12 protein-coding genes are annotated in these 24,277 nt (G+C 67.5%); 5 read left to right on the top strand and 7 right to left on the bottom strand.

What is annotated here, in order from left to right:
- Nucleotides 1-34 precede the first annotated feature (34 nt).
- From EWE75_RS08000 to EWE75_RS07985, 4 genes are all read right to left on the bottom strand, one after another.
- Nucleotides 35-2,392 (bottom strand): glycoside hydrolase family 31 protein, encoded by a 2,358-nt coding sequence (locus EWE75_RS08000; protein ID WP_130156225.1) that lies wholly within the window; start codon nucleotides 2,390-2,392, stop codon nucleotides 35-37.
- Between the two features lie 144 nt (nucleotides 2,393-2,536).
- A complete protein-coding gene (locus tag EWE75_RS07995; protein ID WP_130156223.1) occupies nucleotides 2,537-3,670 on the bottom strand; it encodes an acyltransferase family protein in 1,134 nt (377 codons plus the stop codon).
- The gene (locus EWE75_RS07990) at nucleotides 3,667-5,940 is read right to left on the bottom strand and encodes an alpha-N-acetylglucosaminidase (protein WP_231708274.1); all 2,274 of its coding nucleotides are present in this window, start codon (nucleotides 5,938-5,940) and stop codon (nucleotides 3,667-3,669) included. Before EWE75_RS07990 ends, EWE75_RS07995 begins: the two co-directional genes overlap by 4 nt.
- A gap of 35 nt (nucleotides 5,941-5,975) precedes the next feature.
- Nucleotides 5,976-8,723 carry a TonB-dependent receptor gene (locus EWE75_RS07985; protein WP_130156219.1) on the bottom strand — a complete coding sequence of 916 codons (2,748 nt, stop codon included), beginning with the start codon at nucleotides 8,721-8,723 and terminating at the stop codon, nucleotides 5,976-5,978.
- A gap of 580 nt (nucleotides 8,724-9,303) precedes the next feature.
- On the opposite strand from EWE75_RS07985, the gene EWE75_RS07980 reads away from it, so the two are divergent.
- From EWE75_RS07980 to nagE, 4 genes are read left to right on the top strand one after another with little or no spacing between them, the layout of a single operon-like run.
- Nucleotides 9,304-10,374: an SIS domain-containing protein gene (locus EWE75_RS07980; protein WP_130156217.1), complete on the top strand. Its 1,071-nt coding sequence runs from the start codon at nucleotides 9,304-9,306 to the stop codon at nucleotides 10,372-10,374.
- On the top strand, nucleotides 10,371-11,552 hold the full coding sequence (nagA, locus tag EWE75_RS07975; RefSeq protein ID WP_130156215.1) for an N-acetylglucosamine-6-phosphate deacetylase: 1,182 nt from the start codon (nucleotides 10,371-10,373) through the stop codon (nucleotides 11,550-11,552). The genes EWE75_RS07980 and nagA overlap by 4 nt, the downstream gene beginning before the upstream one ends.
- Nucleotides 11,549-14,062, top strand: coding sequence for a phosphoenolpyruvate--protein phosphotransferase (ptsP, locus tag EWE75_RS07970; RefSeq protein WP_130156213.1), 2,514 nt, complete (start codon nucleotides 11,549-11,551; stop codon nucleotides 14,060-14,062). The genes nagA and ptsP overlap by 4 nt, the downstream gene beginning before the upstream one ends.
- The gene (gene nagE, locus EWE75_RS07965) at nucleotides 14,059-15,762 is read left to right on the top strand and encodes an N-acetylglucosamine-specific PTS transporter subunit IIBC (RefSeq protein ID WP_130156211.1); all 1,704 of its coding nucleotides are present in this window, start codon (nucleotides 14,059-14,061) and stop codon (nucleotides 15,760-15,762) included. Before ptsP ends, nagE begins: the two co-directional genes overlap by 4 nt.
- A gap of 6 nt (nucleotides 15,763-15,768) precedes the next feature.
- Here nagE and EWE75_RS07960 read toward each other — a convergent pair whose 3' ends face one another.
- From EWE75_RS07960 to EWE75_RS07950, 3 genes are all read right to left on the bottom strand, one after another.
- Nucleotides 15,769-16,530, bottom strand: a complete 762-nt coding sequence (locus EWE75_RS07960) for a GntR family transcriptional regulator (RefSeq protein WP_130156209.1) — start codon at nucleotides 16,528-16,530, stop codon at nucleotides 15,769-15,771.
- A gap of 47 nt (nucleotides 16,531-16,577) precedes the next feature.
- A complete protein-coding gene (gene galA / locus EWE75_RS07955; RefSeq protein WP_206364717.1) occupies nucleotides 16,578-19,463 on the bottom strand; it encodes a beta-galactosidase GalA in 2,886 nt (961 codons plus the stop codon).
- Between the two features lie 103 nt (nucleotides 19,464-19,566).
- A complete protein-coding gene (locus tag EWE75_RS07950; protein ID WP_130156205.1) occupies nucleotides 19,567-21,645 on the bottom strand; it encodes a TonB-dependent siderophore receptor in 2,079 nt (692 codons plus the stop codon).
- A gap of 111 nt (nucleotides 21,646-21,756) precedes the next feature.
- Between EWE75_RS07950 and EWE75_RS07945 the strand changes: the two genes are divergently transcribed.
- Entirely contained in the window at nucleotides 21,757-24,261 is a 2,505-nt protein-coding gene (locus tag EWE75_RS07945; RefSeq protein ID WP_130156203.1) for a PepSY domain-containing protein, read from the top strand.
- The last annotated feature ends 16 nt before the right edge of the window (nucleotides 24,262-24,277 follow it).

Below are 24,277 nucleotides of genomic sequence, written 5' to 3'. Positions count from 1 at the left end.
CACTTGTTCTCCTTCGGGGGTACAGACGTGCCCGTTATTTGCGCGCGGTGACGATCTCGACAAGCCCGCCGAGCGCCTGCCCGGTCGGCAACGCGCCCGACGCGGTCAGCCGCTGCCCGGCCTCGTCCCAGTGCAGCACGGCGCTTTTGCCGCCGCGTGCGCGATAGTCGTTGGAGGTGCCGTCGTCATCGTAGAGCGTGAACCGGGCGTCGCGCCCCGGATAGACACGGACCTTCTCGAGCATCTGGCGCGTCGCGGTGCTGGGCACCTGCACCCCGATCGGCACGATCGACCCGGCCCGCACGAACACCGGGATGCGGTCGATCGGCGCGGCGGCGTCGATCCATTGGCCGCCGGTCAGTTTGGCGTTGCTCCACCAATCGTACCAGTCGCTGCCGGCGGGCAGATAGACCCTGCGGCTGGTCACGCCCTGATCGGTGACGGGGGCGACGAGCAGCGCTTGCCCCAGCATATATTCGTCGCCGATCGTCGCGGCTTGCGGATCGGCGGGGAAATCCATGAACAGCGCGCGCATGAACGGCGCGCCGGTGTCATAGGTCTCATGGCCGAGCGCATAGAGATACGGGATCAGCGCATAGCGCAGGCGCAGCCACTGCGCGAGGATCGGTTCGGCGGCCTTGCCATATTCCCAGATCGCGGTGCCGGGGCGCTGGCCGTGGATGCGCAGCGTCGGCGTGAGCGCGTTATACTCGAACCAGCGCACGAACAGTTCGGGATAATCGCGAGAGTCCGGCGCCATCGCGGTCGCGCCGGCGGGGTCGACCAGCACCGGACGCGGCGCAGGCGGCCCAGCGGGTGTCTGCCAGCCGCCAGTGTCCGATCCCCAATAAGCGAGGCCCGAGGCGGTGAAGCCGAGCCCGGTCGGCACCTGCCGCCGCAGCGCTTCCCACGTCGCCTGCACGTCGGACGACCAGAACAGGCAGCCGTTCGCCTGCGTGCCGGTATAGGCGGCGCGGCACAGGATCATGTTGCGGAAATTCGGACGATCCGCCGCCGACCCTTCCGCCACCGAAGACGTGTGCAGCAGCGGGAACAAATTGTGATACCGGTCGCCCGACCCAATCGAATAGAAAGCCCCGTCGGGGACGAGATCAGGCTCGGTTTCGTCGAGCCAGGTATAGTCGAAGCCCTGGCTCAGGATGTTGTCGCGGATGCGCTGCCAGAACCATGTGCGCGCTTGCGGGTTGGTCGAATCGAGCAGCGCGCCGGCGCGGTCGGCCCGCACCGCGAGGCCATCGACGACCTTGCCGTCCTTGTCATGCAGCAGCCAGCCCTTGGCGGCGAGCATGTCGAAGTAGCGCGATTCGCGCTCGAAGCGCGGCCATACGCTGATGATCGAATGCAGCCCCATCGCGTGAAGCTGGTCGTTCATGCCCTTGGGATCGGGGAAATAGGTCCGGTCGATGTCGATCTGGCCCATCCGCGTCCAGTAGAACCAGTCGAGCACCATCGCGTCGAGAGGATAGCCGCGCGTGCGATAGCCTTGCGCGACCGACATCAGTTCGGCCTGGCTTCCGTAGCGCGCCTTGGACTGGATCAGCCCGAACGCCGCCTTGGGCGGCAGCGGGGTGGTGCCGGTCAGCCGCCGATAGCCGGCGTAGAGATCATCGGTGGTCGGGCCGGTGATGACGAAGAACGAGACGCGCTCGCCGACCTGGCTCTGGAAGCGCGTTGCGTTGTGGAGGCCCGCCGAGACGGTGGTCGCCGCCGGATTGTCCCACAGGATCGCATAGCCCTTGTTGGTGACGAGGAACGGCACGCAGACCTGCTCGCCGGCGGGGGCGTCGTAATAATGGCGGCAGTCGATCGTCCGGCCGCGCAGATCGAGCACGCCTTCCTGATTCTGGCCGAGGCCGTAATAATGCGTGTCGGCGGTATCGGCGAAGCTCGCGCCGACGCGGAAGGTCTGTTCGCCGTTGACCGTCTGCGGCGACATTTCCCAGCCGGTCAGGCGCGTGATCGCGCGACCGTCGGCCCCGGCGATGGCGACCGAGACCGGCGGCAGCGCGGGCGCGAAATAGCGCTCCATTTGCGTTGGCGCCTTGGGCCAGGGCTGTGCCGCGACCGTGACGGAGAGCGCGGCCGAGCGGAACACGTCGCCGCTCGCGTCGGTCGCGTGCTTCCAGTCGGCATCGTCGGTCTTGCCGGTGATGCCCGGGCCGGGCGCAGTGGAGGCAAGCGCCCGATCGACCGCGACCGTGATCCGCACGATGTTCGGCCCATAGCCTTCGACCGCGACGATGCTGCCATTGCGATCGACCGCCGCCAGCGGGTCTGCGGCCGCGCCGGGCGCGTGAAGGAACAGTGCGGCAGCCAGGAGACCGGCGGAGCGGGAACGAGCCGCTAGGGTTCCGGCGATGGATGTCCGCATTGTATCCCCTCCTCATCCCGTCCGGGAAGCCGAAGCGCAGGGCGTGGCGCCGGCGCGCATCGTCGGATTAGGAACGACTCTTCGACCAATGGCAAGGGGAAGCGGACGGCCGATCTGACGAAAGAGCGCGGACTCAGCCGGCATTCACGCCTTGAGGATCAGGCCCTTGCGGTCCATCCACCAGCCTACCGCCCAGCACAGCATCGTATAGGCGAAGGCGCACAGCAACGATCCGAACGCGCCGGGTGCGATCCGCTGGAACAGTTCGATGCCGATCCAGCCATACAGGCCGCCGTCATCGCCAGTGTCGATCAGGTTGATCGCCGTCACGAACAGCTCCGAGAACAGATAGATGGCGAGCGGATTGCGCCCGAGGATGATGAAGAAGCGCGTGCCCCGCTTCACGCCGATAATCTCGACCAGCGCGATGATCGCGGCCAGCGCGATACAGTCGATACCGATCGTCAGCAGCACATAGGAGCCGGTCCACAGCTTCTTGGCGAGCGGGAACCACGGCGACCAGGCCAGCCCCGCGACGATCAGCACCACGCCGATCATCGCCATCCGGCGCACCGTCCCCGACAGATCGGCACCGCGCTGCACCGCCAGCCCGGCGAGATAGCCGGCCAGCACGTTGACGATCGCCGGCAGCGTGCCGAGCAGCCCTTCGGGATCGAAGCCGCTGTCCTTCTTGTAGAGGTGCCCCGGCCCAAGCAGCCACAAATCGAGCCGCGTACCGACCGTACCGAACTTGTCATAGGCCATGCCCGGCGCCGACAGGAACACCAGCGTCGCCCAATAGCCGAGCAGCAGCACCACGCCCGCGATCAGGATTTGCCGCACGCTCAGCCAGCGCACCAGCAGGCCGGCGGCGACATAGCATAACGCCAGCCGTTGCAGCACGCCCGGCACGCGGGTGAGCGCGAACGGGATCGGCGCCCAGCCGGCATCGGTGTGCGCGACGAACGGGAACCAGTACATCAGGAATCCGAGCGCGAAGATGATCGCACCGCGTTTGAACAATCGCGTCAGGTACGGCGCGGTGTCCACCCGCCGCCGGCTCGCGAAGCTCATCGCATTGCCCATCGCGAACAGGAAGGTCGGGAAGATCGAATCGGCCAGCGTGAAGCCGAACCATTTGGCGTGGACCAGCGTCGGATAGGCCGGTGCGCCCGGCCCGGCGGTGTTGACCAGGATCATCAGGAAGATGGTGAGGCCGCGAAACACGTCGAGCGCGGTGAAGCGGCGCGGATTGGATGGGGCGAGCGTATCGGTCATGGCTGGTCCGCATCTGCGAGCAACCGGCCGAGGCTGGCAAGCGGTGTCGCCGGGCGCTGGCGCGGCCACAGGCGTCCGTCCTTGAGCCAGCGCTGCTCCCACGCCTTGACGGCGGCGGTGGTCGCCGCCTCATCGAGCGGCTGGTGCGCGAGCGCGGCCTTGCGCTGTGCCGCGAGGAAGATTTGCCAGCGCGGCAGGTAATAGCCGGCGTAAAGGCCCTGCCAGGCGCGCGAGGCATAGTCCGAGAGATTGCCTTCGCCGCCCCAGACGGTGACGATCGCCTTGGCCTGTTCCTCGAACGCGTCCTTTTCGGCAGGCGTGTCGCCATAGGCGCGCGCGTCGCCGATCCAGCTTCCCAGCGTCTCCTGCTGGTTGCCGATCAACGCGTCGATCTCCTGCGCCAGCCGGGCGGCGGATGCGGCGGCGGCATCGCCCTTGGCCACGTCGCCCGCCGCATAGGCCGCGACCGCGCCGCGCAGCCGCGCGTCGAGCTTGAGGCTGGCATAATGGCGCGCGAAATCGACGAGATCATAGGTGAACAGCGGCGCGGGCTGCTTGGGTGCGTTGGCGAGCAACCCGGCGATCCCCTCGCGCAGCGCTGCCGCGTCGCCGGGGGCGGCGGGATAGTCCGCGCCGGCGAGGGTCGGGCGTTTGAAGAACAAATACGCGCCCGCCTTGTTCTGCCACCAGCGGGGCGTCCAATAGCGGGTCGAATAGGCGCCGGCGATCACCTTGCCCCACGCCGCGACCAGCCCCGGCGAGGCCGCGCCGTAGCGCGCGCGGGCATATTCGGCGATCCAGTCGGCGACCGGGCGGCGCGCATCCTCGCCCCAGGCGAGATCATAAGCGTAGGTATAGGCGACCGAATTGCTGTGCAGCCCTTCCGGGAACAGCCCGAACCCGGTCAGATTCCCGCGCGCCGGGCTGGTCGCCAGCGCGGCCAGATCGCTGCGGTAGAAGCCGAGATCGCCATAGACCGGGTTGCTGCCGCCGTAATTGTGGACATAGCCATAGACCCAGTTCTTGCCGTCGAACGCGCCGCTGGTCTGCCAGATGCCGGGATAGCGATCATTGCCGATGTCGAGCACCAGCATCCGCTGGTTGGGCACGCGGCTGAGGAAGGCGCGGATCGCCTCGGGCGTCCAGAACGTCTTGTCGGCGCCGAACAGCCAGCCCTGCATCACCCATGTGGCGTTGGGGGCGGCGGCGGTGACCGACTGGAACAGTTTCTCGCCATAGCCCGCCAGCCGCGCATCGCGAACGGCGGCAGGCAAAGCGGCGGCGCGGGTCGCGGTGGAATTGGCGATGCTGTCGCCATATTTGGCGGCGCTGGCATCGCTGCCGTCCTCGGCGATCGGCGGCACCATCTCGTTGAAGGCATCGGCGAGGTAATAGTCGCCCGCGCCGTAGGTCTGCGTGTAAAGCTGCGTGAAACGCTTCGCGAGCGTGGCGAACAACGGATCGGACGGGTCGAGCCAATAGGTCGGCGCGAACCCCTCCCACGCGCGCATCCGATAGATGCGGGCCTTGGGGTGCTGGTCGGCGAACGCCTTGGGCACATAGCCGGAGAACGCCGGCAGGATCGGCTTCATGCCAAGGTCGCGCATCCGGGCGAGGATGCGGCGCTGCAACTGGTGCTTCTTCTCGATCCAGCCCGGCGACAGCGGCGCACGATAGCCGGCGATATTGCCCATTCGCTGCCACGGCAGGAACGGCGCGGCGGACAGGCCCTGCGCGATGGTTGCGTCGTCCAGCCCCTGATCGCGCCACAAGGCGCGCCAGACGTAGTCCTGCCCTTCCATCGCCAGCGGCGTGTCGATGCCGCGCGCCGCCATCCAGTCGATCTCGTTCGACCAGCGCTGCCACGTCCACCACGGCGTCGTATATCCAAAGGTGCAGGTGTTGAGATAGGTGCGCAGCGCGAAGGCGGAGGCGACCGGCCCGGTATCGCCCGCCGGCAGTCCGGTGAGCGGCGCGACGCGGCGGCCCTCCCAACTCAGCGACAGGCGGCCTTGCTGTTGCAGATACTGCGCGGCGCCATGCACCAGCGCGACTTCGGACGATCCTTCGACCGTCATCCGGCCCGCCGTGACGCGGACCCGGTAATAGGGCTTCGCCGCCGGCCGGATCGTCAAAGCGATCCGACCGGCGGGAATGCCGAGCCGCCCAAGCGAATCCCGCGCCGGGTGGCTATCGGGGGATTGCGCTTGTGCGGCGCCGGCCGCCACCAGCAGCAAGAGACCAGAACAGGGGAGGAAGGGTCTCTTCACGGCTGGGGCGATCTTCTTTCGTGTGGACGTTCGGATCAGAACCGTGCGGTTGCGGACAGGTAGAAGGTCCGCCCGGTCTGGCTGGCCATCTGGAACGTGTCCTCGGTGGTCTGATACGCGTCTTCGTGCGTGTTGTTGAGGTTGATGATGCCGCCGGTGAAGCTCAGGAACTTCGTCGGGCTGAAGCCCAGCGCCAGATCCATCTGCGTGCGCGCGCGCACCGTATGGATCTGGCCGCCATCGACGAAGAAGCTGGTCGACGCATCCTGCTTGTACGAGCTGCGATGGTTGACCGAGAGGCGGACGCTGAACATCTCGTTTTCCCAGTACGGCGTCAGGTTCCAGGTCAGCTTCGACAGGTCGCGAAGGTTGAAGCCGGTGCCGAGCGCCGGGGAGTCGGCGTCTACCACCGTGACGTTGCCGGTGGCACCAAAGCCCTTCAGCGGCAGGAAATCGTCGAAGCTCTGAGACGCAGCGAATTCGACGCCCTTGACGTGGATGACGCTATTGTCGTTCAGCTTGCGGCTGAAATTATAGTCCGTCTTACCATCCGCCGACGTGCAGCCGCCGACCTGGCCGTTCAACGTCACGCCGTTGAACGACGTCGGGCAGTAGAACTGCGTGAACGTGCCGTTCTTCACCGCCTTGTAGAAGCCGGCGATGCTGATCGAATTGCCGCGACCGTAGTAATATTCAAGGCTGATGTCGGCCTGGTTCGCGGTCAGCGGCTTCAGGCGCGATTCGCCGTTCGACACGGACACGCTGGGACGAATGCCAGTGTTGTCGGTGACGAAGGTGTCGGCCATCTGGGTCTGGCTGTTGAGCAGCGGACGCACCAGCACCTTGGCGAGCGCGAGGCGCGCGACCAGCTTCGGCGTCAGGTCGAGCGCGAACGAAGCGCTCGGCAGGACGTTGCCATAGTCCTGGATTACGTGCTGCGTTCCCAGCAGCGGCGAGCTGCTGTCGGTGCCGGCGGTGAGGTTGGACGTCACGTTCTGGTGGGTGTGTTCGTAGCGCACGCCCACGTTGCCGCGCAGCGTCTTGCCGAACAGCGTCGTACCGATATTGGCCATCGCATAGACCGCCGGGATGTAGCGATCGACGCGGTAGCTGTTTGCCCAGTCGCGCACGTCCGGTACGGTGAAGCCCTTCGACGCGAGGATCGACTGCCACAGCGGCGCATTGGTTTCGAGGAAGCTGTTCGGGATACCGATCTTGCCATCCAGGAAGTTCGTGACGGGAATGCCGGTCGTGCTGAGGTTCGGAATGAAGGCGTATTCCGGATAGAGGCCCGGCTTGGTCACGTCCGCGTCGCGGTCATGCCGGTAGGCGTCTGTCTGGAAGCTTTCATGGTGATATTTGACGCCGAACACCAGCGACTTCACCCCGAATGCGCCAACGTCCTTGGTGACGTCGAACTGGCCCGAAACGTCCTTGGCCGTCTGGATGTGCGTCGCACCATCGACGAAGGCGAAATAGGTTCGGTTCGCCGGGTTGAACAGGGTGCCGTCCCACACGCCCGGGTCGGTCGTGAATTTGACGTTGTGCGGGTTGGAGATGTCCAGCGTACCACCCGCCGCGACGTTCGCGCCGTCGATCGACGCAAACTCGCGGAGATCGGCATCGCCCTTCGTGTAATGCGCGACAGCGTGGATGTTCCAGCCGTCACCGGGCTGCCAGTTGATCGTGCCCGTATAGGCCTGGGTCTTGAGGTTGCGCGTCTCGGGCTGGTCGTTGTTGCCTACGCCGAAATTGCTGATCGCGATCTTGTCCGCCACGCCATTCGCGGTGTGATTGACGGTGATCTGGCTGGGGTTGGCGGGATCCTTGGGGTCCCAGCGGCCGAACACCAACTGCTGCGTGTCGTAGCGGGTATCGTCCTTCGAATATTCGCCCTGAAGCAGCACTTCGAAGTTGGGCTGCGGCTTCCACTGGATCGCGCCGCTGGCCATCAGCTGCTTGCTGTCGCGATCGATGCGACGCAGGCGGAAGTTGCCGGGCACATAGTTGGTGGGATCGACGAGACCCGGACTGTACCAGTTCTTCACGAACGCGTAGTCGCCGCGATCCTTCAGCTTCTGGTAGCTCACATTGGCCATCACGCCCAGCGTGCCATCGGCAAACTGGTCGATATAGGCTCCGCTGACCTTCGGGGTCACGCCGCCACGGTACTGGGAGTCGTAGCCCTTAACGCCGACGATGAAGCGCGGGCCCTTATAGGCAAGCGGCTTGACCGTATCGATGTTGACCGTGCCGGAGAGGCCGCCGGTGTCCATGTCGGCGGTCGGCGACTTGACGACCTGGATCGCGCTGGCGAGATCGGTCTGGATGATGTCGTAGCGGAAGCCGTCCTTGAAGTCGGCGCTGGCGAAGGTCTGTCCGTTGATGGTGGTGCGGGCATATTGCGCGCCGAGACCGCGAATGCTGATCGTCGAGCCACGGCCGTTGATGTTCGACATCTGCACGCCCGCGATCCGCTGGATCGCCTCGGTGACGTTCTGCGCCGGGAATTTGCCGATATCCTCGGCGGTGATGCCGTCCGAAATGCGGATGTCGTTGCGCTTGGCTGCGGCGGCCGACCGCAGGCTCTCGCGGAACCCGGTGACGGTGATGTCGGGGCCGACCGTCTCGTCGGTCTGTCCGCCGGGACTCGCCTGGGCCGACACGTCGCTGGCCGGGGCCGTCTGTGCGGTGGCGGGGGTGATCGTGGCGACCGCCGCGACGCAACTCGTCGCCAGCAGCCATCCCTTAGTGCCGAACGCTCGCTTGGTGCCGTACATCATGAAAACCCCCTCTTGTGCTATAGTCGTGACGTGCCGCGCACAGGCTTTCTGCCCGTTGCTGCCGCACTGAATCCCTGCGGCTGTAATGCGAGTGTCATGGAGAAGTCTGTTGCCTGTCAAGCAAAAATTAAGACAGAAACATAACATGTGCAAACAAAGCGACGAATTGGTATCGCAAACAGCGCGGAAAATATCCGAACTTCAAGGGGATAAATTCCCTGTGCGGGCTGCGAGGATTCGTCTCCCTCTCCGAGTCCGGTTTGCCGTGGCGCGGACCCTTGCCATCAGCGAAAACGAATCAGACCAGGGTGCCCGGGCGCCCGCCAAAATTGTGAAATAAAATTACGCATTACCTGCGGGTCTCGCAATCAATGTCGTGATATTGGTGCAGCCCCTGTTAAGTGGTGTTGTACGATCGCGCTGAGATGCCCCGTAAAAAATACACATAAGATACCATTGTCATGGCATTCGAACCATGCATAATGCGCTCCACACAGGCTGCCGTCCCGATGTGGCGGGGCGTCTCCTTCGGCGCGTTGACGCCGTTCCTGTCAGACGGAGGTACTCAGTGAGCTTGCAGATGGCGGACCACGAGTCCGGCGCGGCGGTCGCCGCGACGCTGATGTATGCGGAGGCGAGCGAGGCCGGCGCTACGATCGCGCGCTTCCTCGATCGCAACCGGGATACGCTCGCCATGCTCGGCGCGCGGCTGCGGGCGCTGTCCCCCGCGATGGTCGTCACCTGCGCGCGCGGATCGTCGGATCATGCCGCGACCTATGCGAAATACATGGTCGAGACATTGCTCGGCGTGCCTACCGTTTCGGCGGCCTTCTCGACCGTATCGCTCTACGATGCGCACCCCGCGCAGGTGGACGCCGGCGCATCGACGCTGTGCATCGCCATCTCGCAATCGGGCCGCAGCCCGGATTTGCTGGCGACGGTCGAGCGGCAACGCGCCTCGGGCGCGCTGGTCGTCGCGTTGGTCAATGACGAGACTTCGCCGCTTGCCGATGTCGCGGATATCCTGCTGCCGCTGTGCGCCGGGCCGGAGAAATCGGTCGCGGCGACCAAATCCTATATCGCCTCGCTCGCCGGCATCGCCGCGATCGTGGCGGCGTGGCGCGACGATGATGCGCTGCGCGCCGACCTCGCCGCCTTGCCGGCGCTGGTCGATATCGCCTTCGCGCTCGATTGGTCTTCGGTGACGCGCGGGTTGCAGGATGCCACCAACCTGTTCCTGGTCAGCCGTGGCTACGGCCTCGCGATCGCGCAGGAAGCGGCGCTCAAGCTCAAGGAAACCTGCGGCCTGCACGGCGAGGCGTTCAGCTCGGCCGAAGTCCGCCACGGCCCGATGGCGATCGTCCAGGCCGGTTTCTCGGTGATCGCGTTCGACACCGGCGGCGTCGCGGGCGAGGATGTCCGCGCGCTGGCCGATACGTTCGCCGAACGCGGTGCGCGCGTCTGGCTCGCCAGCCATGCGGACGCCTCGCACCCGGCGATCGAACGGCTGCCCGCGCTGGCGGTATCGCCCGAACTCGCGCCGATCGTGATGATCGCCAGCTTCTACCGGATGGTCAACGCGCTCGCGCTGGCACGCGGCTATGATCCCGATCAGCCGCCCTATCTCGCCAAGGTGACACGGACGCGATGACCACGCTTACGGTCCACGGCGGCCAGATCCTCCTCGGCGACGTAATCCTGCCCGCGGCCAATCTCGTCCTGGCGGACGGGCGCCTGCATGCGATCGATCCGGCTGGTCGCGGCGACATCGAGATCGATCTGGCGGGCGGCTGGCTGTTGCCGGGCTTCATCGACACGCAGGTCAATGGCGGCGGTGGCGTGCTGTTCAACAACGCGCTGACCGTCGATGGGCTGGCGACGATCGCCGCCGCGCACGCGCGCTTCGGCACGACGGCGTTGTTGCCGACGCTGATCAGCGACACGCACGAGGCGATCGCCGCCGCGCTCGACGCAGTCGATGCGGCGATCGTGGCGGGCGTGCCGGGCATCATCGGCGTCCATATCGAAGGGCCGTTCATCAGCGGGGCGCGCAAGGGCATCCACGATCCGTCGCTGATCCGCGCGCTCGATCGCAAGGTCATCGACATGCTGTGCGCGCCGCGTCGCGGCGTCGTGATGATGACGCTCGCGCCCGAGATCGTGACGGCAGAGGACATTTCGCGCCTTGCGGCGGCGGGTGTCATCCTCAGCGCTGGCCATACCGACGCGACCTATGAGCAGGCGCGGGTGGGCTTCGCTGCCGGTATCACCGGCGTAACCCATCTCTACAATGCGATGTCGCCGCTGCTGCACCGCGCGCCGGGTGTGGTCGGCGCGGCCTTTACCGACGACCGGATCTGGTGCGGTCTGATCGCGGACGGCGTGCATGTCGCGCCCGCCGCGCTCGACGTCGCGCTGCGCATCAAGGGCGCTGACCGGCTGATGCTCGTCACCGATGCGATGCCGAGCGTCGGTTCGAGCGAAGAGTCGTTCCTGCTCAACGGCCGCCGCATGACTGTGCGCAACGGTGTGTGCGAGGGCGAGGACGGCACGCTGGCGGGCGCACATCTCGACATGGCGCAGGCGGTGCGGACGATGCGCGCGGCGACCGGCGCCGATCTGCGGCTGGTGAGCCGGATGGCGAGTGGCTCGCCCGCCGCCTTCCTCGGCCTCGATCGCGAACGCGGTACGCTGGCACCGGGGATGCGCGCCGATTTCGTTGTCCTCGATGCCGATCTCCAGCCGGTCCAGACCTGGATCGGCGGGGTGAAGGTCGCAGGCCGTGAAACGTCCGACGCGCGCGTAGAAGGGGAATTGACCGACCGATGACACGCCTCACGCTCGTCGCGCCGATCGACGGTTGGCTCGTTCCGCTCGCCGACGTGCCTGATGCGGTGTTCGCCGACCGGCTGCTCGGCGACGGCGTGGCGATCGATCCGCTCGCGGACACGCTTCACGCGCCGGCGCCGGGCGTGATCGTCTCGGTCCATGAGGCGGGGCATGCGGTGACGTTGCGGCTCGATGCCGGGCCGGTGCTGCTGATGCATTTCGGGCTGGAGACGGTGAGCCTCGGCGGTGCCGGTTTTACGCCGCAGGTTCGCGCTGGGCAGCATGTGGAGGCGGGCACGCCGCTGCTCACGGTCGATCTCGCCACCGTCGCGGCGGGGGCTAAGAGCCTCGTCACGCCGATCGTTGTGACCGAAGGCGACTTTGCGATCGCGTGGCGCGCCGAGCCGGGCCGGATTCGCTGCGGCGAACCGCTCCTGACGCTCGCCGCCGATCATCCCGCCGAACGCGCCGAGGCCAAGCCCGTTTTCACCGCATCGGCCAGCCGCACGCTGCGCGTCCCGCTCGCACATGGCCTGCATGCGCGCCCTAGCGCGAAGCTCGCAGACCTGGCGCGCGGCTTCGACGCCGAGGTGCGCGCGATCAAGGGCGACCGTGACGCGCGCCTGCGCAGCCCGAGCGCGATGATGACGCTGGCGGTTGCGCACGGCGATACGCTGACCATCGCCGCCTCGGGCGCGGATGCGCAAGCCGCCGTCGATGCCGTCGCCGATCTGATCGCGACGGGCATGGGCGAGGGCAAGCCGCTCGCTGCGCCTGCGCCAGCGGTTCCGAAGCCCGCCGCGCCCCTGCCGCCGCCGCACGACGGCATTCTGACCGGCGTCGCCGCGTCGCCCGGTTTCGCGACCGGCGTTGCCGCGCATTTCGTCCGCCCCGAGCCGGTCCTCGCGCAAACCAGCGAGGGCGTCGCCGCCGAACGCGCGCGCTTTGCCGAAGCGTTGGCGGCGCTGGGTGCCGCGCTCGAAACCGAGAGCGGCACGGCCAGCGCCGAGCAACGCGCCATCGTCGCCGCGCACCGTGCGTTGCTCGACGACGAAGATTTGATCGAGCGCACCCATGCCCGGATCGATGCTGGTGACAGCGCCGCCGTCGCGTGGCGGCGCGTCCTGCGCGATCAGGCTGAGGCGCTGCGCGCCGCGCCCGATCCACACATCGCCGAGCGCGCCGACGACCTGATCGACGTCGAAGTGCAAGTGCAATGGCGGCTCGCCGGCCAGGCCGCGCCCGCCGTGGCGCTGCCCGCCGACGCGATCCTGCTCGCCGACGATCTTGTGCCGTCGCAAGTCGCGTCGCTCGATCCCGCTTTGGTCGCCGGCATCGTCACCGCGCGCGGCGGCCCGACCTCGCATGTCGCGATCATCGCCGCCAGTCGCGGTATTCCCGCTTTGGTCGCCGCCGGGCCGCATGTGCTGGCCATTGCGGCGGGCACGCCGCTGGTGCTCGACACGGCTGCGGGAACGCTCGTGATCGACCCCGACATGGCGACATGGCAGCAGGCGCAGGTCGAGACCGCCCAGCGCGCCGTCCGCAAGGCGGCGGCGCGGGCCGCTGCCGCGCTTGAGGGTCGCACGACTGATGGCGTCCGCATCGAAGTGTCCGCCAACCTCGGCAAGCTGGCGGAAGCCGCCCCCGCCGTCGCGGGCGGCGCGGAGGGCTGCGGACTGCTGCGTACCGAATTCCTGTTCCTCGATCGCGCCGTCGCGCCCGACGAAGACGAACAGACAGCGGACTATGCCGCGATCGCCCGCGCGCTGGAGGGGCGCCCGCTCGTCATCCGCCTGCTCGACATCGGCGGCGACAAGCCTGCGCCGTATCTGCCGATCGCGCCCGAGGAAAATCCCGCGCTCGGCCTGCGCGGCATCCGCGTCGCGCTGGCGCATCCCGACATCCTCGCCACCCAGTTGCGCGCGGTGTTGCGCGCCGGCGAAGCGGGCGATGTCCGCGTGATGGCGCCGATGATCGCCAAGGTCTCCGAACTGCGCGCGGTGCGTGCCGCGATGCAGGTGGAAAGCGCCGCGCTCGGCCTCGGTGCGGACATGCCGCTCGGCGTGATGGTCGAGACCCCCGCAGCGGCGGTGATGGCCGACGGACTCGCGGCGGAATGCGATTTCCTGTCGATCGGCACCAACGACCTGACGCAATATGTGCTGGCGATGGATCGCGGCAATCCGGCGGTGGCCGGTAGCGTCGACGGGCTCGATCCGGCGGTGCTGCGCATGATCGATCAATGCTGTCGCGGTGCCGCGCTGCATGGCAAGCCGGTTGGCGTGTGCGGCGGCCTTGCCTCCGATCGCCTCGCCGTACCGATCCTGATTGGCCTGGGCGTTACCAAACTCTCCGCCGCACCGGCGGCGGTCGCCGAGGTGAAGGCGCTGGTTCGCGGCGTCTCGGTCGATCGCTGCCGCACGCTCGCAGCGGCGGTCGTGCAGGTCTCGACCGCAGCCGAGGTCCGTGCGCTCGCGGCGGCGCTGTTGGAGGAGTTGGGGCTGTGAAATCGATCCTGCAACATCTGCAAAGCCTCGGCCGTGCGCTGATGCTGCCGATCGCGGTGCTGCCGGTGGCGGCGCTGCTGCTGCGGCTCGGGCAGGCCGATCTGCTCGGGCTGGATTTCGTCAGCGCGGCGGGCAACGCGATGTTCGCCAATCTCGGCCTGCTGTTCGCAATCGGCGTCGCGACCGGCTTCGCGCGCGACGGCAATGGCGCGGCGCCGCTTGCCGGCGTGGTGTGCTTCCTGATCGCCACCGAAGGCGCCAAGGCGCTGCTGGCGGTGCCGCCGGCGGCGCTCGCGGGCGTGCCGGAGGCCGCGCAGGCGGCAGTCATGGCGGGTTGGCGGAACGCGCAGATCGACCGCGTCTCGGTGCCGCTCGGCATCCTCTCGGGCATCGTCGGCGGGCTTGGCTACAACCGCTTTTCGGCGATCCGCCTGCCCGAATATCTCGCCTTCTTCGGTGGCCGCCGCTTCGTGCCGATCGTCAGCGGACTGGCCGGCCTCGCGCTCGCCGGCATCGTCGGCGCGAGCTTCCCGGCGATCGACCATGCCGTCAACACGATCAGCACGGCGGCGCTGGCGAGCGGGAGTGCCGGCCTGTTCGTTTATGGCCTGCTCAACCGGCTGCTGCTGGTGACCGGGCTTCACCACATCCTCAACAACATCGCCTGGTTCGTGCTGGGCGATTATCACGGCGTCACCGGCGACCTGCGCCGCTTCTTCGCGGGCGACCCGAGCGCGGGCGTGTTCATGAGCGGGTTCTTCCCGGTGATGATGTTCGGCCTGCCGGCGGCGTGCCTCGCCATGTACCACACCGCCAAGCCGGAACGCCGCAAGGCGACCGGCGGCATGTTGCTGAGCCTCGCCGCGACATCGCTTCTCACCGGCGTGACCGAGCCGGTCGAGTTCAGCTTCATGTTCCTCGCCCCCGGCCTGTTCGTGCTCCATGCCGTGCTGACCGGGGCGGCGATGGCGCTGATGCCGCTGCTCGGCACGCACCTCGGCTTCGGCTTTTCGGCGGGGCTGTTCGATTATGTGCTGAACTTCCCCAAGGCGCAGCGCCCGCTCATGCTGATTCCGGTCGGGTTGGCCTATGCGGCGATCTATTATGGCGCCTTCCGCTTCGCCATCGTGCGCTTCAACCTGCAAACCCCCGGCCGCGAGGACGAGCCTGTCGAAAGCGGCGCGCCGGTTGCCGCCAGCGAGCGCGGCGGCGCGTTCCTTGCGGCACTTGGGGGGGGCGACAATCTGCGCGAGATCGGCGCCTGCACGACGCGGCTTCGGCTGGTCGTGAACGATCAGGCGACCGTCGATGAGGCGGCGCTGCGCCGCCTGGGCGCGAAGGGCTTCGTGCGGCCCTCCCCGCAGACGCTGCAAGTCGTGCTCGGTCCGCAAGCCGACCAGATTGCCGTCGAGATGCGCGGCGCGGCGGGACGGCCCGCCAAGCCAGTCGCGACGATGCCGGTTCAGGCGGAGCGCACCGCCGATCCGGCGCGGATGCCGCCGGCGCTGGTCGTCGCGCTCGGCGGCGCGGATGCGGTGCGGCGGGCGCGGGCGATCGACGGGCGGCTGCTGCTCGGTGATTCGACCGCCCCCGACGTGGAGGCGCTCGCCCGGCTCGGGGCACGGGGCGTCGTGCAGGTGCAGGGCGGGTGGCAGGTGCTGTTCGCGCCGGCGGAGCTGCGCGGCTGGTTCGCAGGCTGACGCCGCTCAGATGTGGTGGAGTTCGGCGACCAGATCGTAAGCGTCGCCGCGATAATAGGAATGCGTCACCTCGATGATGCGCCCGTCGGCGGCGAACGCGCGGCGCTCGATCAGCAGCCCCGGATCGCCCGGCTCGATACCGAGCAACGTCGCCTGTTCCGGCTCGAAGCCGATCGCGCGAACCCGCTGCAACGCGCGCACCGGCCGGTTGCCGTGCGCTTCGAGCGCACCGTACAGCGAGGTCTCGACGTCATCGAGACCGTTCAGCCCCCAGCCCGGCACCGCCGCATATTCGATCGCCATCGTCTCGCCATCGGCGAAGCGGATGCGCTGGAAGCGGAACACGCGCGATCCCGGTGACATGCCCATCGCCAGCGCTTCCTCGGGCGTGACCGAGCCTTCCGAGCGGTCGATCCATTCGCTCGACGGCTGGCGCCCGCGCGCCAGCATGTCCTCGGTGAAGGAGGACAGCATCGAGAAACTCTTCTCGACGCGGCCGGGCTCCTTCTCCGCCGGTGCGTTCGATACGAATGTGCCGGCGCCGCGCCGGCGTTCGAGCAGCCCGTCGTTGACCAACGCTTCCATCGCCTTGCGGATCGTCACGCGCGAGAGCTGGAACTCGTCGCACAATTCCCGCTCGCTGGGCAGCGCCGCTCCGGCCGGCAGCCGCCGCGTTTCGATCGCGGTGCGGATCAGCTTCTGCAGCCACAAATAGCGTGGGCCGCTTTCAGCGGTGCCGGCAATGTCGAGAAGATCAATGAAGGACATATCGAAGCCAGCTAACATTGTCGAAGCCATGTGTCATCGCTGTCACGTTACCAGATCGCGACGCCACGGCTGAGTCCGGCGGCTTCGCCGGCATCGGCTTCGAGCAGCAACGTCACCACACGTTCCTGATTGCCGGCGGGCAGGGTCGCGACCATTGGCGCCTCGGCCCGGTCGGTCTTGGTTGCCAGCTTGACCCCGTCCACCCACAGTTCCGCGCGGCCGATCACGCCCGCCAGCCGCAGCGTGCCGCCGTGCGCGGCGACGCTCCGGCGCGGCACGAACCGGCCCTGGATGAGCGCGAAGCCATGCTCAGCGGGCGCTTCCTCCAACCGCCCGGTCCGCACATATCCCAGCGCGCGCCATTGCTGCTCAGGATAGATCTCACGCGGATCGGGCGCCTTTGCGGCGAAGGGGGGGCGTCGCCATTCGGTGAGGTGATGCACCGCCGGCGTCGCGGCCACGTCACGCGTGCGCGCGGCGACCAGCGGGAAGGCCACGCGCGTCGCCGGCAATCCCGCCACGCGCGCGGTCAGCACGAGTTGCTTGGCCCCCGCGAACGGGCGCACCAGCACTTGCGCGAAACCGGCGAACAGCTTGCGCGTATTGCCCTGCTCGGGATCGTGATCGTTGGGGTCGCCGTTGCCGACGCCGATGATCTCGCCGCCTTCGATTCCGAAGGTGACGCGGTCGGTTGCGGTCGGCACATGACGGCCCTCCGCATCGAGCAGATCGACGCTGATCGGCTGCACATCGTCGCCGTCGCCCAACATCATCGGCCGGTCGGGCGTCAGCCGCAGCGTCGCCGGGCGTCCAGCCGTCTCCACCGCGAAACGCGCCACCTCGCGCCCGCTGGTATAGCCGACCGCTTCGAGCTTGCCGGGCGCGAACGGAACCTGCCACTCGGGCGTGACGAACGGCTTGCTCGCCTGCCGGCCGAGCGGCTTGCCGTTGAGGAACAGCGCGACTTCCTCGAGATTGCCCGGCGTCATCACCTTGATCGGCTGGCCCTCGCGCCCCGCCCAGTTCCAGTGCGGTCCGATCGCGAGCACGGGCGCATCCTCCACCCACTGCGCGCGCCGCAGATGATAGGCCATCTTGGCGAAACCGCACAGATCGAGGATGCCGAACGAACTCGACGCGGCGGGCCACGGCAGCGGGGTCGGCTCGCCGTGATAGTCGAACCCCGTCCAAACGAAGGTCGCGGCGATGAACGGGCGGCTGCCGATCATCTGCCAGCTTTCGTGATGCGTCAGCCCCCATTCGGGCGCTTCGGTATCGTAGGAGGTGAGCACGTTGCGCGCGGTATCGGTGGCCCATTCGCCGCGCGTCATCACCGCGCTGGTATCCTCGGTGCTGATCAGCGGCCGGTCGGGGTGGGCCGCATGATAGCGGTCGTACCAGTTGTGCTTGTAGTTGAAGCCGACGACATCGACCGCATCGGCGCCGTTCTTCGGCGTGAACATGCCGTCGTTCATCGCGGCGGTGATCGGCCGTGTATCGTCGAGCGCGCGGATCGCCCCGGCGAGGCGGCGCACCATCTCATAGCCCTGTTCGGTGCCCTGCATCGGCTCCTCGTTGAGCACCGACCACAGGATCACGCTCGGCCGGTTGCGATCACGCCGCACCATCCAGGTGACGTGCGCGAGATAGTCGGGGCTGGGGTCGAAGTGACGGTTCTCGTCCATCACCATCATGCCGAGCCGGTCGCACGCGTCGAGCAGCGCGGCGGCGGGCGTCGCATGTGCGAAGCGGATCGCGTTGGCGCCGATCTGCTTGAGGCGCCGCACCCGCCATTCGAGCAGCGCCGCCGGTATGCCGACGCCGACGCCGGCATGGTCGTGATGGATGCAGACGCCCTTGATCTTCACGGGCTTGCCGTTGAGGTGGAAGCCGGTGGCCGGATCGAACCGGGTGGTGCGGAAACCGATCTCGGTGCGGCGGCTGTCGACGACCTTGCCGTCGCGCACCAGCCGCGTCTGGAGCGCATACAGCGTCGGCGATTCGGGCGACCACAATAGCGGGTTGGGCACGGACAGCGTCATGCTCGCCGTGCTGGTGTCGAGCGGCGCGGCGCTTGCGGCTACGCTCGCCTGCGCGAGGGTGCGGCCATCGGCATCCTGCAACACCGCCTCGACCGTGCCTTCGCCCGCCACCGCGCCGGCGTTGTTCAGTGTCACCTCGACCGGAAGCCGCCACGCGCCGTCCGGCTGCGGCTGCGGCGTCGCGTGAACGCCGTCGGTCACGATATGCAACGCGGGCCGCACCGCCAGCCAGCACTCGCGGTAGAGGCCGGCGCCCTCGTACCACCAGCCCTCCATCACATCGCCATCGACGCGGATCGCGATCGTGTTCGGCTCGTCGCCGAAGCGCGCGTAGGGCGTCACGTCGATATTCTGTTGAACATAGCCCGACAGGCTGTGCGCGACGGGGATGCCGTTGAACCAGACGGTGGCGTTGTTGGCCATGCCGCCGAGTTGCAGTTCGAGATACTGGCCGTGCCAGTCCTGCGGGAGCACGACATAACGGCGATACCAGCCGATGCCGCGCCGGCGATACCCGAACGCATCGTTCTGGTCGGATTCGATCGGATGCGCGATCGCCCAGTCATGCGGCAGCCGAACCGCGCTCCAGTCCGAATCGTCATAATCGATGCCGGCGGCGCCTTGCGCGTTGCCGGCCTTGGTTGCGGAATAGGTCTGGTCGTTGCCGCGCACGGCGGGAAACGGCAGGTCGCCTTCATGGAACAGCCAGCCGTGGTTGAACGCGTACAGGCTCGGATCGGCGGGGGGGACAGGCGAAGCGAGGTGGCCGAGCGGCACCGGCATGTCGGGGGTTAGACGGTTGGCAGACGCAGCCTCGCCGTGCGCCAGGCGGGGCATCCCGATCGCCGCTGCGGACGCAGAGACGCCGATGAACATGCGACGGTCGATCATCACGCCTCCTGAAAGACATTTCAAATGCCAAATTAATACATACTGATGTCATGAAATCAAGGCTGGCGGGGACCGTGCCGGGCTGCGCGCATGCCGCCCGTGATCAGAAATCCATGCTCGCCGAGAAGCGGACCTGCCGCGCGAGGCCGACATAAAACACCGAACCGCCGGTAGACCAATAGCGGGTATTGGTGATGTTATCGCCATTCACGCGCAAGGTAAGCAAGCGCGCATCGGGCAGGCGGATCTTATAGTCCGCACCCAGGCTGTAGGTCGTATACCCGGGCATCGCATAGAGGTTGCGCGCATCGGCATAACGCAGGCCGGTGTAATACATGCCGGCGTTCACGCCCAGCGCGGGCAGGGCGGCCGGGCGGTATTGCGCGAACAGCGAGGCCGACCATCGCGGGGTATTGTCCACCCGCTTGCCATCCTGCGTGGCGAGGCCCGTGTTACGCTGGGTGGCGTTGAGATACTGGCCCGAAAGCGCGACCGAAAGCTGCCGGGTGAGGCTGCCCTGCACCGATGCCTCCACGCCTTCGTGGATCGCGCGACCGTTGACGACATAGACGTTGCTGCTGTCGGTATAGCTCAGGCCGCGATCGATGTGGAAATAGGCGACGCTCGCGAGTGCGCCCGCCACCTCGATGCGGGCGCCGGCTTCGATCTGCTTGCTGAGCACGGGCGCGAGGACGTCACCCTCGTTGGCGGTGCCGGCGGGCGCGGTGCCGGCACTTTCCAGACCCTCGATATAGGTGAAATACAGGCTGGAGGTCGGCGTGGGCTTGAACACCACGCCCCCGGTCGGCGTCCACGCCGTCATCCGGTAGTTTCCGGTCGAATCCTCGGTATCGTACAGCACGCGCCGCACGCCGCCGATCAGCAGCAGCTTCTCGCCGACATGCGCGATGTCCATCGCGTAGACGCCGGTGTCGATGTTGACGCTGCCCGCCTGAAGCCGCGGCGTGGCGAAGACCAGACTGCCGAAGTCGATTGCGACGGGATCGTTGATGTTCTGCGCGACCGCCGTGTAGCTGGCCTGATGCTGGTCTTCCTGCACCTGACGGTTGCGGGCCACGCCGAACAGCAGGTCGTGGGTGATGCCGAAGGTCTCGACCTTGCCGGCGATTTCGCCCCGGACATATTCGTTGCGATAGGCCTGATCGGGTGTGTAATTGCCTGAAATCCGGCCCGCGCCGCTCGCCACCGTGGCGGCGCTGGTGAAGCTGAAATCGGCCCGGCTGCGCTGGCGCCGCGATTGCGCGAGCCCTGATTCCACGCGGATCGACCAGTCATCGCCCAGCACATAATCGGCGCGCCCCAGCACGTTGGTCGACCATGTGCGATAGGGCGCGTTGACCGGCGCGTAGCGATGGTGCGGATCGGGGATATGATCGAGCAACTGGAACGCGGACAGCGCGATGCCGCCCGGTTCGTCGGTCGCGCGGCGGTAATGCTCGACGTCGAGTTTGAGCGAGAGCCGCTCGGTCGCCTGCCAGTCGAACGCGCCGCTGACGAGATAGCGGTGGCCGTTCACGCCATCGATCGGGGTTTCGACATGCGACGCATAGGCGTTGATCCGCGCGCCGAACTGCCCCGCATCACCGAACTTGCGCCCGATATCGATGCCGCCGCCGACACTGCCCTCGGCATCGCCGTTGACATAAGCGTTGGTGACGGGCTGCTCGCCCGCGCGTTTGGCCACCACGTTGACGATGCCCGAGGGCGTGGCGATGCCGTAATAGAGCGCGGAAACGCCTTTGAGCAGTTCGACGCGCTGCTTGTTCTCGATCGGCACCGGGCTGAGGTTGATGATCTGCAATGCGCCATTGAGGCGATAGTTGGTGCGTGCGTTCATCAGGACGCCGCGCGACACGAAATTGTTGCTGGTGGTGGGGCTGGTCGCCTGCTGCGTGACGCCGGGCGTGTTGCGCAACGCGTCTTCAAGGCCGGTGGCGCCCTGCGCGTCGAGCAGTGCCCTGGGGATCACCGCGATGCTGGCAGGCGTATCGAGGATCGACTGATTACGGAACGCGCCGACCTGAACGACATCGGTCTTGAACGTCGGCATCCGGCCGGTGACGACGATCTCCTCATCCAGCTTGCGCTCGACCTGATCCGCCCCGTCGCCCGGCGCCGCCGCCATCGCCGCAGCCGACGCTGCCACCAACCACAAACTCATGAGACCCCCTTTTGACCGTGGCCGGTCCCGTACCGCTAATGCAAATAGGTCGCAATTGCGTTTTTGTGCATTGGCGTGATAGGCACGATGTTCGAGGCAGACGGACCGGCAATGGCAAAGCGCGTACTTTTTCAAATCCACTGGTTCCTGGGCATCACCGCCGGGATCGTCCTCGCGGTGATGGGCGTCACCGGCGCGACGATGAGCTTCGAGGACGAGATCAGCGAAGCATTGTCACCACGGCTCTACGCGCCCGGCGTGCCGGTGAGCGCGGACCTGATGCCGGACGCGGTGATCGCGCGCGTGCAGGCGGACAATCCCGGCTATTATGTCAGCCGGCTCGACTGGGAGATGCCGCGCGACCGCTCGCACGCCGTCCGCCTCACCGCGAGCGCGGGGCAGGGCCGCAAGCAGGGCAGGGTGGACCGCGCGACCGGGCGCTGGCTGGGCGAGCCGGCGGCTGCGGGCTTCTTCGACACGGTGGATCACCTGCATCGCTGGCTGGCGCTGCCGGGCGGCGGCAATGGCATCGGCCGCCAGATCACGGGTGCGAGTGCGATCGCGCTGATCTTCTTCGCGCTATCCGGCCTGTATCTGCGCTGGCCGCGCCGCGCGCTGGACTGGCGCGCGTGGCTGGTGCTGGATTTGCGCAAGACCGGCCGCAATCTGTGGCGCGCGCTGCATGTCGTGATCGGCACCTGGGTGTTGCTGTTTTACCTGCTGAGCGCGCTGACGGGGCTATGGTGGAGCTACGACTGGTATAGTCGCGGTGTCAGTTATGCCCTGACCGGCAAGGCCGGCGGCGAGGACGGCGACCGCGCGAAAAAGGGTGCTGGCGGCGTCGCGCCGCGACCCGCCATCGATCCCGCCTGGGCGAACTTCCGCGCGATGACGGGCGACCGCTACGTCTGGGTACGCATCTCCCGGCCGCCGCCGGCTCAGCCGATGAAGGCGATCACCTTTGATGCGCGCCGCGCCGACGCGCGGCACCTGCGTCAGCTCGACCGCTACAGCTACGTTCCCGGGACGGCCAAGCTCAAGAAGCGCGATCTCTACGACCGCAGGCCGCTCGGCACGATCATCACCCAAAGCGTGCTCGAACTGCATCGCGGTGCGTTCTTCGGCCTGCCCGGCAGGATCGTGATGCTGTTGACCAGCCTGACCATGCCGCTGTTCACGGTGACCGGCTTTCTGCTCTATCTCTCGCGGCGCAAGCGGACGCGCGCGGCGAAGGCGCTTGAGGCGACATCGACGGGCTTGCGAGGCGCGGGCGATCTGCTGATCGCATATGCCAGCCAGACCGGGACGGCGGAAATCCTCGCCCGCAACGCGGCGCAGGCGCTCGCCCTTGGCGGTGTCCGCGCGCATGTGGTTCCGGTCGGCAAGGTCACGCCCGAATTGCTTGCCGCCACCACGCAAGCGCTGTTCGTCGTCAGCACCTATGGCGACGGCGAGCCGCCCGACATGGCGCGCGGGTTCACCACGCGCATGCTGCGCGCGCGGAAACACCCCGATCTCGCGCATCTCGCTTACGGCGTGCTGGCGCTGGGCGACCGCGAATATCCCGAGTTTTGCGGCTATGGCGGCGAGGTGGAATCGTGGCTGGCCCGCGCCGGGGCGGAACCGCTTTTCGCGATGATCGCGATGGACCGCGAGGATGCCGAAGCCAAGGCGTGCTGGGCAAGCGAACTGCGCACGCTCGGCGCGGGCGCGGGAACGCGTGGCCAGGCCGCCGCCGCGTTCGAACGCTGGACGCTGGTCGAGCGCGTCGAACTCAATCCAGGCAGCGACGCGCTCAAGGCCTATCATTTGCGGTTCGAGCCGCCGGTCGAGTCCGTGATGGACTGGGCGGCGGGCGACATCGTCGAGGTGCAGCCGTGCAACGCGCCGGCGGCGGTGGATGCGCTGCTCGCGGTGCAAGCCGGCGATGGCGATGTCATCACGCGCACCGCGCACGCGCGCGAAACGCTGATGACCGTCATGCTGCCGCCCGACGCGAAGATGCGCCCACTACCGATCCGCGAATATTCCGCCGCCTCGATTCCTGCGGACGGTACGCTCGATCTTGTCGTGCGGCAGGTGCGGGACGCTGACGGGCGGTTCGGCACCGGTTCGGGGTGGCTGACCGCGCATCTCCCGCTCGGATCGGCCACGCCGCTGCGGATTCGCCCAAATCCGAACTTTCGCACCGACGATCGCGACGCCACGCCGCTGATCCTGATCGGCAACGGCACCGGCATCGCCGGGCTGCGCGCGCATCTGCGCGAGCAGGCGCATGCCGGGCGGCGAGGGCATTGGCTTTTGTTCGGCGAACGCACCGCCGCGCATGAACTGTATTTCGACGACGAGCTTACCGCGTGGCTGGCGGACGGGACGCTTGCCCGGCTGGACCGCTGCTTCTCGCGCGACGCCGCGTGCGGGCGGTATGTTCAGGATTTGGTACGCGAAGCGGAGACCGCCCTTCGCGCGTGGATCGACGCGGGCGCGACGGTCATGGTCTGCGGCAGCCTCGACGGCATGGCGCAGGGCGTTCACGACGCGCTGGCGTCGATCATCGGCGCCGAGCGGCTCGATCGCCTTGCCGAAGATGGCCGATACCGGCGCGACGTCTATTGACCGGCGCACGGATCAG

It is taken from the genome of Sphingomonas populi, assembly GCF_004208535.1.
Lineage (GTDB): Bacteria > Pseudomonadota > Alphaproteobacteria > Sphingomonadales > Sphingomonadaceae > Sphingomonas > Sphingomonas populi.
This window is presented reverse-complemented; position numbering and strand designations above follow the sequence as displayed.

Coding starts and splice junctions, on each gene's coding strand:
- EWE75_RS08000 (WP_130156225.1), bottom strand. CDS start 2,392: ATGCGGACATCCATCGCCGGAACCCTAGCGGCTCGTTCCCGCTCCGCC.
- EWE75_RS07995 (WP_130156223.1), bottom strand. CDS start 3,670: ATGACCGATACGCTCGCCCCATCCAATCCGCGCCGCTTCACCGCGCTC.
- EWE75_RS07985 (WP_130156219.1), bottom strand. CDS start 8,723: ATGATGTACGGCACCAAGCGAGCGTTCGGCACTAAGGGATGGCTGCTG.
- EWE75_RS07980 (WP_130156217.1), top strand. CDS start 9,304: ATGGCGGACCACGAGTCCGGCGCGGCGGTCGCCGCGACGCTGATGTAT.
- nagA (WP_130156215.1), top strand. CDS start 10,371: ATGACCACGCTTACGGTCCACGGCGGCCAGATCCTCCTCGGCGACGTA.
- ptsP (WP_130156213.1), top strand. CDS start 11,549: ATGACACGCCTCACGCTCGTCGCGCCGATCGACGGTTGGCTCGTTCCG.
- EWE75_RS07960 (WP_130156209.1), bottom strand. CDS start 16,530: ATGTCCTTCATTGATCTTCTCGACATTGCCGGCACCGCTGAAAGCGGC.
- galA (WP_206364717.1), bottom strand. CDS start 19,463: ATGATCGACCGTCGCATGTTCATCGGCGTCTCTGCGTCCGCAGCGGCG.
- EWE75_RS07950 (WP_130156205.1), bottom strand. CDS start 21,645: ATGAGTTTGTGGTTGGTGGCAGCGTCGGCTGCGGCGATGGCGGCGGCG.
- EWE75_RS07945 (WP_130156203.1), top strand. CDS start 21,757: ATGGCAAAGCGCGTACTTTTTCAAATCCACTGGTTCCTGGGCATCACC.